We start from the raw sequence: 12,836 nt of genomic DNA, 5'->3' as shown, positions 1-12,836 counted from the left end.
CATTTATACATGAAGACCCCATCATTACTGAAGGGGCCCTTGCTTTTGCTCTTTACGTTCAAAGTGATGATGAAGCCTATAAAGGCAAATTTCTTTTGTCCAGCGATACAGGATTGATCGATGCTCATGAGCGGGCTCAATTCTCAGACTAAACATCCCATCCTCAAAGCGGGTCATACTCCCTTTAGCCGAACCCCATTTCGTCATTGGCATACGTTCAATAAGCTGACTAACTCCCGTCTCATTATACGCCCAAAGCCGTTTCGAGTCCTTATCGGAGAAATCAATTCTCCTCCGGTACTCCTTCTCCATAAGGTAACCGTGAAAGAATGATGCTACTTCCTTAGAGATAACAGACTCCGCCCAATGTTCCGGTCCTCGTTCAAGCATATAGAGGAGAACAATCATTTTATAGCTCTTGGTCATGACCGTCTTCTCGACATCACGGATCCAAGCTTCATATCTATAGTATACTTCCTCTTCTTCCTTCGTTAAGCATTCGGCCCATTGAAGAAAACCAACGTAAGAACCGAATTCATTCCGATATTCCCAGCTGTTGGATCTGCCATAAAGGTGAAGCTCTAAATAAGTAGGGATTCGTCCGAGCTCATTCTTTAGATCAAGGAAGGAACGATGCAAACGCTCGCGATATGGCAGCTTCTTACGACTTAACTCATCGAGCAGATTGATAACGGCCGTCTCCAGATTAAGCTCACATCCAACCGGTACAGATGGAATAACAGATTCCTTTGCTGTTCCCTTTGCTTCCCCTTCACTTGCAAATAATCGAAGCTTCACATCTGCATTTCGGTAATTTCCAATTAAGTCAATGACTGTACAATGCGACTTCTGCTCCGATAATCGCAGACCCCGACCAACTTGTTGCGTGAACACCGTTAATGATTCCGTTGGACGGACGAAAAGTAAGGTATCTACACTAGGAATATCTACACCCTCATTGAACAAATCGACGGTAAATATGACCTCTAAATCCCCTCTGGCTAGACGTGTTATCGCCTCTTCCCTTGTCATTCCTACTGTTCCAGAGTGAAGACTGACTGCCGATACTCCCCTGTCTTGAAAATAGCCTGTCAAAAAATCCGCCTGCCGAATGGACGAGCAAAAACCAATCGTTCTTGTTTGCTTATGCTCTGTCCAGGCAATATAGATTTTGTCGGCCAGTGTTTGTTTTAGCTGCGCCGCAGTCAGCTGTTCATCATCATAGTGCGTTCCAAGCCACCTAATGGATGAATAATCGGTATCATCATAAACACCAAAATATCGGAATGGGGACAACCAGCCACGACGGATGGCCTCAATAAAATGAATCTGGTAGGCGACATTACCGTCACAAAGGGCATAGACATCCTTGCCGTCCATCCGATCTGGTGTTGCCGTGATACCAAGTAAAAACTTCGGTTTAAAATACTGGATTACCGATTGATATGACGTTGCGGCAGCATGATGGAATTCATCTACCACGATAAGATCAAACTGGTCCTGCACGAAGGATTCACGGTGTTTCTTCATTCCGAGGGTGTAAATTGAAGCAAACACACAGTCTGCGCTTCCCTCTTTCATGACTCCGTTATAAATACCGAAGGTTTTGTCCGGCATGATGCGCTGAAATGATCGTTTCGCTTGAAGCAAAATCTCTTCACGATGCGCTACGAATAGCACACGTTTAAAGCGCTGAGCGAAAAAGCCGGCAAGATAGGTTTTTCCAAGTCCGGTGGCCATGACAACCATGGCTTTGTCATATTCCTCTTCTAACGTTCTCTCTAATGCATCCAGTGCATCGATTTGAGCAAACCTAGGATGGATAGGAGTATGTTCTCCGTCCAAAACCGTTTTTTCTACAGCATTGCCCGTATTTTCGGTACGGTACTCATCCTCTTCCATCTCTGTAATCATGCGGATTAACTCCGGATTTTTTCGATGGCAGGTCCGATACTCCTCTTCATAGATAGCAATGGTGTGCTCGTTTAACGGCAATGTAGAATCGTGATAGAAGTTCTGCATGAACTTGTCCAACGCGACTTGGAAGGTATAAGGCTCGGCTTTTGCATTCATCGCCAGGTTCCATTCCATCCCCATTCTCATGGCAGACATGGAAAAGTTGGAGGAACCGACGATAAGCAGCCCTTCACCATTCTCATAGTCAAATAAATAGGCTTTAGGGTGAAAGGACGTTCCCATACTTCGCCATAACCGTGCCTCCAGCCGTGTATCAATATCGAGTAATGCCTGCAGGCCTTCCGGCTGCGTAACAAAAAGATAATCGCCGGCCAGAACCCTCACTTCAGCTCCCCGCTCTATGGCACCTTTCAGATGGGGCGCCAATAAGCGCACCCCCGACTGCATGATAAAGGAAGTCATGATATAGATACCGGAAGCATTCTGCATTCCGATGATTAACTCGTCCGCTAGGTTTTCTGTAATGAGTTTGACATTAAGCGTTGTCGTCGACATCGATTAGATACACCCGATCCTGAAATCCACCGCGCGCTTCCGCCTTCTTCTCTCTCAAGGCTTCAAGTTGTTCCCATGTAGCACCATGTACGGTGGCCAACGCCCGAATGATCTCGAGCATATCCGCAAGTTCTTCTAATGATTCTTTTGGACCTTGAGCGGAAAAATATTCCTCCGACTCTTCTTTAAGTTTTATGACAAGCTCTTTCTTATACTCTTCTTCATCTAATATACGTGTGCGACATTCCTTACCAGTCGATTTTATAACCTGAGGAATAAGATCACGAACAAGTTTATTGTAAACCGGCATAGGTAACTCATCCTTCGCATGTTAGTTATCTATTATTGTATCACAACTAAGGGAATGGAAGAGATTAGTGCAAATTATAATTCGACAAATGTACCTTTTATCCTTCACTTAAGCGTCATGTTGCCCAGATTCCTAATTGAACAAAGTACAAGCCAGCTTCTTTCACTTTGTATCCAAAAGCTCCTTCCCATTCCGACGCATAAGCCTGCACCTGCGGCCGGTAGAAGTCAATGAACGACTGAAGCTTCTCTTCCGTTACACTATCTGTCTTGAAGTCAACGATGACCCAACCGTCTTCCTCCTCGAACAGGAAGTCGATGACTCCACGAACATAGACATGCTCAATCGAAACCGTTCCTTTCAATGCGGCCGCAACCTCTGATCCAGCATCACCAGCATCTCTAATCACGCTAACTTCATCGGAACGCTTGCGAATCATCAGCGGCACCTCAAACAACCGGCGGCGAGCGCGCAGGCTGCGCTGCCAGAGCTCGCTGCTTAGTACGTCCCGTATCATACGAACAGCTTCGCTGATATGTTCCGCAGCCAAGCCCTCCTCATCCGCCAAAAAGCGCACCGCATCCCCGATTTCCTGCTCCGGTAACCCTTTGCCGAGCATGTCTATCGTCCGGTGGATAACACTCCCGAAGGCCATGCCTCTGCCTTCTGCGGACCATTCAGGCTTTTCGCTAACAGCTTTGGTTTGGCCTGTTACCGAAATTACCGCATAAGTCGGTATGCCGATCGCGTCTAGTTTCTGCTGACGGGCTGCAGTTGCGCCTAACAAATCCGGCCCCGCCTTTAACTCATTTTTGCTCTCCTGATTCAGCGCAGGCACATCCAACTCACGCGCGAAATCCATACCCTCCACAAGCGGTGTCCAAGGGCACTTTGCCGGTTGATCTGGATACAAACTGATGACCAGCATCTGCTTCGGACGCGTAGCCGCAACATAGAGCAGTCGGTCTTTCTCGGCATTTGAAAAAGCCCGCTCCCGCTCGTTCATCCCGGTCCAACCTATAGGATGGGCGATCACTTCCCTTTTAAATTCCCCGATCGCTTTACTAATCGTAAAGTAGCCTGCAGCCGGATCACTGGACCGATCTATATACTGCGTCGCATCATGATCAGACTCCCCACAGGGACAAGCCAAGAACACTACTGACGCTTCAAGTCCCTTGGCTTTATGCAGATTCATTATACGAACAGCTTGATTGCCGCCGGCATATAGACTCGATGCTTCCATTCCTCGACCTGAGATCATTTGCTCAATCAGCCGACACAGTTCCGTCCAACTAGAGCTTGCCTCCGGATTGCTGTAAAGCATTTGCAGCATTCTCACCATTGTTCCAGCACGAACAGACCCTGAAGGTAACGTGGACACGTAAGGCAGCACACCGAGATCATCCACAATTTTACTGAAAGCTGCCGCCGCGCTTAACGTGCAAGCCCAATGCAGGTATAGCTTTAACCTTTTAAGAACGATAACAACCGACTTCGCTTCATCTCCGCATGCTTCCAACTCTGGCAAGTCAAATAACGAGAAACGAAAACCTTCCCTCTTGTATGCCCACAGCTGCCGGTCACTTAAGCCGAAAAGCATTCCTCGCATAACCGCGAGCAAAGCCGGTTGATCTGCCGAATCTTCCAGGCAGCGGGCAAGCTGCAGCAGTGCCGACAGCTCCTCGTATACTGTTGAGCTCCCCGAAGTATCTGCGGGGACGCCGTACAAGTCCAATTGCTCAGCATAGAGATGGATGAACTCCCTCGTTTTGGTCAGAATGAGAAAATCACTAGGAACTGCATCACGGCTTAAACCGTCACGCTCCATCATTTTTAAATTGCCATTTTTACATGCCCATGAGATATATTTGGCAATCTGTTCGGCATCCGCTTGTGCGACTGCAGCTTTACCTCCGGGCACTTTCGGGCAATTGAGAACGTAGATGCCATGCGGCGTTTTACGACTGCCAGTGGGATGGTCTGCACCTGTCTCCATCTTCACGAACGCAGCCTGGTGCTCCGATTCTGAAGACGGAAATTTGCCGGCAAACTGGCCATTTATAAAATCGCCGATAGAACGTGTAGAACGGAAATTGGCCGTTAATCTTAAAACCGCACCGCACTCGTAAATCCGCGCCTTGACTTCGTTATATATGGAAATATCCGCCCTCCGGAAACGATAGATCGACTGCTTCGGGTCCCCAACCACGAACAGGGAACCCGGCCGGGGTGTAAGCTGCCGCCAGTCTTTCTCGAATCCCCCATCCTCTGAATTCCCTGTAAGCAGAAACATCAGCTCAGCTTGAATCGGATCGGTATCCTGGAATTCATCCACAAGCAGCTTCTGGTAACGTTCGGCGAAATACGCTCTTACTTCACCATTTTCACGCACAAGCTTTGCAGCTTCCATGAGCAGATCTTGGAAGTTCAACTTTCCCGCGGCGTTACGACAGTCCTCGCAATAAGCAAGTACAGGCCGAACGAAACGGATTAGCTTCGGATACATATATTCACGCCATTCCTGAAGGAACGGAAAAAGCACCTTGATCTGCCAATCGGGAAACTGCTTCTTCATTTCCCCGGCATGCTCCTTGGATGTCCACCTATTTAATGTCACATCAAGCTTGCGGTCAAACTCCTTCGCGATCTCAAGAATTCGCATATCGTCTGATAGGTCTATGTAACGCATCTTTTGATGCGTTTGACGAACGAGCTTTTGAACCGCATCCCACCCTTTCTCAGGCTCAACCGTCGGAATATAAGGTGCTGCAGCATCGATCAAAGGGAACAGCGTATCCCGAATTCGATTAAAGTTGGGCCGCTCCCGCTCTCCATAAGGAAGCTCGACATCAGTAAATAAAGACACACGATCATATACGTCCCGGAGTGTGTTGACATCAACACGCAGCGACAACAATTCTTCGAATTGAATCCGCGCCTCTCCCTCAAGCTCAGCCATATAAACATCCCAACAGCCCGCACGGAATTGCTTATCGCTTTCTTCATCCATTTCTTCAAATGAAGGATCCAGCCCTGCCTCAATGGGCCGTTCCCGTAAGATCGATCCGCAGAACGAATGTATGGTCCCGATGAAAATAAGGTCAAGATTTGCCATCGCTGCGGACAACCGCCCGCGTACTAGAGAATTATTCGGTGATCTCCAATAAGCTTTTTCCAATGCCAGCCGGAAACGTTCCTTCATCTCATCCGCAGCTTTATTGGTAAACGTAATGGCGGCCATTTGGTCGACTCTAATACCGGACTCGATCAGCGCAAGAAGCCTGCCAACCAAACTGGTCGTTTTGCCCGATCCTGCTCCTGCCTCAACAAGCAAAGTCGTATCTAAATCGTTTACGATCCGATCACGGTCTGCTTGATCTGCCGGTACTGCCGGCACTTTTTTCTCAGCCAATTTCCTCCACCTCCAGCAGCCTGCCCAATATATCAGCGTTTGAAGCAGAAACCCGTTTGGCGTCCATCCACTCCGAATGAGAACCGCAAACGGCCTGGTAATCACACCATTGGCACTTCCTCGAATCCTTAGTAGGAACATAGAGCCCTCTATTTCGAGCTTCGAGCAGCTGGGCAATGACAGCAGTCAACGCTTCTCTCCGATTCTGGGTTCGCCTTACATACTCGCCCCGTCCACGCTCTGTAGGAAAATAATAATCCGCCTCTACTACCCTGGCTTCAGGATCCCTCCCCGTATCGCGAAGCCAATGCTCTACCGCAATCGAGTACAAGGCATGCTGCAGCTGTGTCCCGCCGCTGAAATATTCTGAAGCCTTATATTTGCTTGTACTGCCCGTTTTGTAATCGATAATTCTGTATGTATTTGGTCCTATCCGATCGACTCGATCTACGAAACCTGTCAGCGTAATACGAATGTCACCGGACAATGGAAGCTCCATGGGCTCTCCATCCTGTGTCTTCAGCTCCAATTCGAAGAAGCACGGTTGATCCCTTCTGCCAACCTCACAGCGGTAAAAAATTTCCACATCACGCCGGATTTCCTCACATTCCTTGGCGAACACATGCAAATTCGGGGTTGGATTGGATCGTGCATTCTCTCCGATCACTGTTTCGACGATTTCAACCAGTCGGACTCTGTCATGTTTTGCAGGTTTCGTGCCCTGACTCGTAACCTCCTCTAAGTACCTTCTGAAAATATCATGCAGCAAGGAACCTCTTTCGCCCGGCTGCAGCCAGCGGGTACGATCGAACTCTGCGGTCTCCTTTGGACGAAGCTTTAATACGTAGTAAAAATAATATTGCAGTCCGCAGCTTGCATATTTCTCCAACTGACTTACGCTAAGAGTGCTGCGGTTACTGCCATCTTCTGATGTTTCGGGATCTGAAGAAGGATCAATTTCCAACCAGCCATCGTAAGAGGAGAGCTTTTCATTTAACCGGTGAAATTGAGCTTGATACCCTTGAGCAAGAGCAGGATAAGAGTGAAGCATGACCTGCATTCCCTTCTTGCGATTGCCGTCCGCACCCCTCAGCACTTGGGCCCATGCATCGGTTCCATCAAACGGGGCAGATAACCCGGATGAATGCACGATATCCATTACACTGTAAGGTTCGCCTAATGCATGCTCCAATGCTCCAAAATCCATAGACGAATCTCCTGACTGCAAGCGTAGAATTTGAAGCATTTCAAAAGCTGGGCTCTGGCTCTTCTGCTCCCCCGTATCATAAGAAGAATAGCTTAGCCATACCTCGCCCCGAATAAGCGAGAGCCGGGATTCGCGTTCGCTCCTAACTTTTTTTGCACGTTCCCCCATAGGCTCCAAGCCAGCAGACAACGCAATACGCTCCTGATCCAAAAGAAGGGGGTCTTGCACTGCTGGTACGCTCCAGGCTCTCTCATCCATGCCTAAGATCCAAGTACGCTCTCTCCCGCTGCATCCACCGTTATGTAGGGAGCTGATAAAGATGGCACCTGGTTTCGGTGTCGCTGAGACGCGTATCCGAATCCCGCTTATCAGCTCTTTTACATAGCTGACAGCTAAGTCCACCGGCATGGGCTCTGACGGACTTGTTATGTAACGATGATTCATCTCCTTCAATGCAGCCCCAACATAGGCATCATCCGGCGACCGAGCCGGAACGTAAGTCTGAACAAAATCCGTCACCCAGCCTAGAAGTAAAAGCGGATTCCATTCATTGCCTTCGGGCATTCGATGAAACAAATCGTTCATAAAATGATATAAAGCTGCACCTTGCTCTTGTTCTTCTTCGCTCAGTCTCTCTGGACTCAGCAATGCAAGATATCTTTCTCTTCCCCAGCCGATTCCTGACTTTTCCAGCATGCGAACCCAATCGCTCCGAGACCACCGTTTATCTGCAAACGACATATAACCGTGCCGCAGCATCTCGGTTAGTCTCTTTACCGGGTAACCTTCTTCGATCCAATTCAATATACCTACAGCTGCTTTTCCGGCAGCACAAAATACAAGCGGCAGTCCATTCGAGAACGTGGATGCAATTCCCAATGTTTCGGCATGTGAGTGAATAATGGGTGCATAGTGTTCATAATCAGAAAGGATCATTTCCGTCCGGTCTAGAGCCGCGGGTTCCGATAGTATTCTGCGAAATCCTTCTCTAACTTCCGCTAAACTTCCGGCTGCTCGGAACATGGTGAATGTATTCTTTGAAAAATCTTCGTTTATGTAAAAAGGTGCCTCTGAATCAAGGATGCAAAGGCGGCTGCCCGATATCTTTTCGATCATACGCTGCTCCACCTGCGTCCACCCTGTCGGTGTAAGCACCAAATAGACGGCGTCGTCCGCTCCCGGCCTCAAATATTCAGCCAAGCCTGCCTCATCCGTCCGGCTATGCTCTCGAAGATACGATTCATATCGGGCGAGCAGCCGTTTCATATATTTCCCTTTATCTGCACTTGTAAATGGCTCTGCCGTTACATCTTCAGCATGAATACCAGCCAGCCGCAGCTCCAGGATGGCACGATGGACTTTATTGACAATACCGGGCTTTAACAGAGCATCGGTAATGTAACTCTCCGGATCTTCCTCGGCCAATTGCTTCATCAACTGATGGATAACCCAACCAGCTTGCCCCTCATCGAGCAAACGGATATTTCTGCGCAACAGCTCTACCTTTGCATTTGCAGTTGCGATTCCGCGAAGTGTTTGTACTTCTACATTAAAGATCGATCCATAGCGCTTACATATCCGTTCGAGCAGTTGGTGTCCTTGCGCGTAGGATCTGGACAACAGCACTTTCGGAGTCAATGGAGCCTCATTGATTTTCTGATATAGCCGATCGATCAGATCCATAGGAATGCCTCCTTACGAAAAATCCAATATACCTACATTCGCTGAAAACCATCTCCATTCCTTCCAGTAACCGGATAGAGGAGGACTTTGGTCTATCTTAATGGGAACGATGCATTCTCCATAAGCTTTATGACATAAACTTCCTCAATATTAGGAGTTAATTCGACAATAGCCGTATCCTTTATCACAAAACGAACGATTCCGCTGACTCGATGCTCAAATGAATCATAGATTCGTCCCGCACTTCTACATCCTTTGGGTACTGTATGTGTACTATTAGCAACATAACCGATTTTGCCGATTGGAGGGATCTCAGCCTTAATAGCTTCCTGATCGTATGAATTATCCGGGTCCTTAAGGAGATGTACGAGCTGCCCCGGCTTCAAGAAACTCGTTCCATAATAATGAGCCATGCCCGTTATCGCGACGTAAACTGGAAGTTCCATATGCACCGCACCTCACTCTTCCTAAGACTATCCCTATTTTAAACCTGCGTATGGACAGCTGGATGTCAGCGAATATACGTTCTATAAAACGAAATACCCCGCTGTGATTACGCGAGGCACCTCAATTCATTGTAATCTATAGTGTTGTCTAGCTCGAAAGGGCATGTGCAATTCATCCGTAAATGTAAACCGTATTTACCGATTTGCGTATGGCTTCTTGGTTCTTGAGCGAATCCCGAACCCTTAGGCTCAGGTATCTCTGCAGAAGCCCCATATTGCAAAACCCATTTTAGAAACTCTTTTTCGTTGTTAACCGTTACTTCAAAGATAAGGCCGCCATCCTTCTCATTCTTCATTCGTGGATGTACAAACAGCTCTTCTTCCTTGATGCAGCGGGCAACTTCGGCATTAAACCGGACATCGAACGTAATATTCTTTTCTCCGCGATCAACGAACCACGGATTTTTTAAGTATTGCTTCATATTAAAATCACCTTTATCGAAAGGCTGATCCATAATCTCCACCTTTTGAAACCGGCTAATTCGAAATGTCCAGTAAAATCGCTGGTCACGCGGAACGAGATAATAAGGGGCCATTTTCCGTTCCGTCGTTTCATTCCGGTATTGGGTATGGTAAACGGTATCGCTCGTCTTTTGCTCCACAATGGCATTAACACACGTTACTCACATTAGCGTCGCGGACGCCGGACAAAAAAATTCAAGCGACTCCACATGCACCAATTCAGCAAAATAACCCCCTTAATATAGCCTAAGCTAAGGTCAGTCCAGAAACGGCCGCCTTAGCTTAGCTGCAATACTCATTATTTACCCTCGTATTCCTTAGTCGCTGTATCCAGCATGGATTTCCAATCGGCGAAATCCGTCTCCCTTGCCACATGCCGATCAAAAAGCTCGTCATGAATGTTGTTGATATCTCCATGGGTCTCGGCTTGAAAATTGCCTTTCTCTAAAAACTCTCCGAAGCTCTTAAAGCTGGAATGGTTACTCATGAACGATTCATTAAACAACTTGTCTAATGAAATATGATTCGGATCTTCTTGGATCGTTTTCTGGCCTTGCAATTCCTTCAGCAGCTCGTCAAACGGCATTGGTTTTTGCCTTCTCAGATGATCACATCCCTAATATTTGTTTTAATCATTCCAGCCTACCTTGTTGATAACGAAGCCCACGTGGCTTCAAGCCACTGGTCGAAGTCAGCGCCCTTTTCACCTTCATAGGTATCATATACATCGAGTCTCATCTTCTTTAACTTCTCTTTAAACTCTTCAAAGGAATGACCTTCCGGCAAGCTTTTCTTAATTCTTACCAGGATTTTAGCAGCTCCTTTAATCAATTCGCCTTTTTTCCTTGGCGGGAGTTGAACATCTTCGCCGAATTGTTTGAGCTTATGGAAAGCAGCCTCTTGAATTTTATATACGACATCGTTATTCATTCTATGCATGAGTACATCAATGGTTTTTTGGTTGTTCCACCGGCCTAGCTCTTCCACAGCATCCAGACGTTCTCTCCAATTGGACGTTCGATTGGCGGAGATTTTTAATTGCTCATAATTTGAAGGCAATTCATTGTTTATTTCATTTTTACTCAAGTGATCCCATCCCGTTCTCTATTATGATTTGTCGCCTTTTGGATTATTGGAAGCTGAAGAAGTGCCATCCTTATTTTTAGTACCCTTGCTTTTATACGGTTTTGGAGCACTTTTTGCTCTGTTGGCACTAGCTTGCCATCGGTTCCAGCCCTTTTTGTCTGTTCCCCTGCCTGTTCCGCCCTTGCCTTTTGCTTTACTCAAAACATCACTCCATTATAATTTATACTTAACCTCTAACTAGCAGCGCAACGGATTCCACGTGCACCGTGTGGGGAAACATATCCACCGGCTGCACCTCCACCGTACGATAGCCTCCATCCTCCAGCACGCGCAGGTCGCGCGCCAGCGTCGAAGGATTGCACGATACGTACACCACGCGCTCGGGGCGCATCGCCACGATCGTCTCCAGCAGGGCGGCGTCACAGCCTTTGCGCGGCGGGTCGACGACGATGACGTCGGGCGTCACGCCCCGCTGCTTCCACGCGGGGATGACGACCTCGGCCGCGCCAACGGCGAACTCGGCATTGCGCACGTCGTTTAGCAGCGCGTTGCGCCGCGCGTCCTCGATCGCCTCGGGGACGATCTCGACGCCGTACACCTTGCCGGCGCGCTGCGCCAAGAAGAGCGAAATCGTGCCGATGCCGCAGTAGGCGTCGATGACGACTTCCTCGCCGTTTAGCTGCGCGTACTCCAGGGCTTTCCCGTACAGCACTTCCGTCTGCACCGGATTAACCTGGTAGAACGAACGGGCGGAGATGGCGAAGCGCACATCGCCGATCGTATCGTAGATCACATCGCTGCCCCACAGTACCTTGGTCTCGTCACCGAAAATCACGTTCGTCCGCTCCGCGTTCACATTCTGGCAAATGCTGCGGATGTCCGGGATTTCCTCTCGGATCAAGCCGATGAGCTCGTCCGCGCGGCTGATGTCCCTGCCGTTGGTCACCAATACGACCATGATCTCGCCCGTGTTAAAGCCGTAGCGGGCGATGACATGGCGCAGCAGGCCTTTGCCGCTTTCCTCGTCGTAAGGCCGGATGCCGAGCTGGCGGGCGATGCGTTTGACGGCGGCGACCACCGAATCATTGTTCTCGTGCTGGATGAGGCAAGCCTCCATGTCGATGATGCGGTGGCTGCCTTGGGCGTAGAAGCCGCCGACCAGGCCGCCCTCCATGCTGCCTAATCCGATAGGCACCTGCGCTTTATTGCGGTAGCGCCAAGGATCGGACATGCCGAGGGTGGGCCTGACGACCATGCCCTCTTCCTGCTCCCCCGCCACCTGCAGCTTGCCGATCCGCGTCAGGTTGTCGATCACAAGCTGACGTTTCCAGCGCATCTGCGCCTCATAGCTTAAGTGCTGCAGCTGGCAGCCGCCGCACTGCTTGTAGATCGGGCACGGCGCATCTACACGGTCGGGACTGGCCTCCAGGATCTCGAGCAGCTTCGCGTAGCCGTACTGCTTCTTAACCTTCAGCACCTTAACCCGTACCCGTTCACCCGGCAGTGCGCCATGAATAAAAAGGGTAAAACCGTCCACACGGCCCACCCCTTCTCCATCATGTCCAATCCCGATGACGTCGGCAGTGTATTCTCCGTTCTTTTCCACCGGAACACCTTCAATAGGCTGCTCCCGGCGTTGGTTGTTCTTCCTTCTCATGGTAACCTCACTAATCCGTTTCTTCTATCATGCCTGCC

Annotated in this window: 10 protein-coding genes; all 10 read right to left on the bottom strand. The window is 48.8% G+C overall.

Annotated elements, in window-relative coordinates:
- Window positions 1-24: 24 nt before the first annotated feature.
- Window positions 25-2,472: a DEAD/DEAH box helicase family protein gene (locus ACZYR9_RS07765; RefSeq protein ID WP_488977893.1), complete on the bottom strand. Its 2,448-nt coding sequence runs from the start codon at window positions 2,470-2,472 to the stop codon at window positions 25-27.
- On the bottom strand, window positions 2,453-2,782 hold the full coding sequence (locus ACZYR9_RS07760; RefSeq protein WP_488977892.1) for a nucleoside triphosphate pyrophosphohydrolase: 330 nt from the start codon (window positions 2,780-2,782) through the stop codon (window positions 2,453-2,455). Before ACZYR9_RS07760 ends, ACZYR9_RS07765 begins: the two co-directional genes overlap by 20 nt.
- A 115-nt stretch (window positions 2,783-2,897) precedes the next feature.
- Window positions 2,898-6,197 carry a UvrD-helicase domain-containing protein gene (locus ACZYR9_RS07755; RefSeq protein ID WP_488977891.1) on the bottom strand — a complete coding sequence of 1,100 codons (3,300 nt, stop codon included), beginning with the start codon at window positions 6,195-6,197 and terminating at the stop codon, window positions 2,898-2,900.
- Window positions 6,190-9,087 carry a PD-(D/E)XK nuclease family protein gene (locus ACZYR9_RS07750; protein ID WP_488977890.1) on the bottom strand — a complete coding sequence of 966 codons (2,898 nt, stop codon included), beginning with the start codon at window positions 9,085-9,087 and terminating at the stop codon, window positions 6,190-6,192. Before ACZYR9_RS07750 ends, ACZYR9_RS07755 begins: the two co-directional genes overlap by 8 nt.
- Window positions 9,088-9,179: 92 nt before the next feature.
- Complete coding sequence (locus tag ACZYR9_RS07745; protein WP_488977889.1) at window positions 9,180-9,533, bottom strand: HIRAN domain-containing protein; 354 nt, start codon at window positions 9,531-9,533, stop codon at window positions 9,180-9,182.
- 107 nt (window positions 9,534-9,640) lie between these two features.
- Window positions 9,641-10,048 carry a WYL domain-containing protein gene (locus ACZYR9_RS07740; RefSeq protein WP_488977888.1) on the bottom strand — a complete coding sequence of 136 codons (408 nt, stop codon included), beginning with the start codon at window positions 10,046-10,048 and terminating at the stop codon, window positions 9,641-9,643.
- Window positions 10,049-10,353: 305 nt separating this feature from the next.
- Window positions 10,354-10,641 (bottom strand): hypothetical protein, encoded by a 288-nt coding sequence (locus tag ACZYR9_RS07735; protein ID WP_488977887.1) that lies wholly within the window; start codon window positions 10,639-10,641, stop codon window positions 10,354-10,356.
- Between the two features lie 56 nt (window positions 10,642-10,697).
- Entirely contained in the window at window positions 10,698-11,141 is a 444-nt protein-coding gene (locus tag ACZYR9_RS07730) for a HEAT repeat domain-containing protein (RefSeq protein ID WP_488977886.1), read from the bottom strand.
- Between the two features lie 21 nt (window positions 11,142-11,162).
- Entirely contained in the window at window positions 11,163-11,342 is a 180-nt protein-coding gene (locus ACZYR9_RS07725) for a DUF3934 family protein (protein ID WP_488977885.1), read from the bottom strand.
- A gap of 25 nt (window positions 11,343-11,367) precedes the next feature.
- The gene (rlmD, locus tag ACZYR9_RS07720) at window positions 11,368-12,798 is read right to left on the bottom strand and encodes a 23S rRNA (uracil(1939)-C(5))-methyltransferase RlmD (protein WP_488977884.1); all 1,431 of its coding nucleotides are present in this window, start codon (window positions 12,796-12,798) and stop codon (window positions 11,368-11,370) included.
- Between the last annotated feature and the right edge of the window lie 38 nt (window positions 12,799-12,836).

It is taken from the genome of Paenibacillus sp. F024 (genome assembly GCF_057814255.1).
The sequence above is the reverse complement of the archived record's forward strand: the minus strand, read 5'-3'. Positions and strand labels throughout refer to the sequence as shown.

Bases quoted from the DNA above. Each gene is read 5' to 3' on its own strand.
- ACZYR9_RS07735 (WP_488977887.1), bottom strand. From the start codon at position 10,641: ATGCCGTTTGACGAGCTGCTGAAGGAATTGCAAGGCCAGAAAACGATC.
- rlmD (WP_488977884.1), bottom strand. From the start codon at position 12,798: ATGAGAAGGAAGAACAACCAACGCCGGGAGCAGCCTATTGAAGGTGTT.
- ACZYR9_RS07740 (WP_488977888.1), bottom strand. From the start codon at position 10,048: ATGGATCAGCCTTTCGATAAAGGTGATTTTAATATGAAGCAATACTTA.
- ACZYR9_RS07745 (WP_488977889.1), bottom strand. From the start codon at position 9,533: ATGGAACTTCCAGTTTACGTCGCGATAACGGGCATGGCTCATTATTAT.
- ACZYR9_RS07765 (WP_488977893.1), bottom strand. From the start codon at position 2,472: ATGTCGACGACAACGCTTAATGTCAAACTCATTACAGAAAACCTAGCG.
- ACZYR9_RS07750 (WP_488977890.1), bottom strand. From the start codon at position 9,087: ATGGATCTGATCGATCGGCTATATCAGAAAATCAATGAGGCTCCATTG.
- ACZYR9_RS07760 (WP_488977892.1), bottom strand. From the start codon at position 2,782: ATGCCGGTTTACAATAAACTTGTTCGTGATCTTATTCCTCAGGTTATA.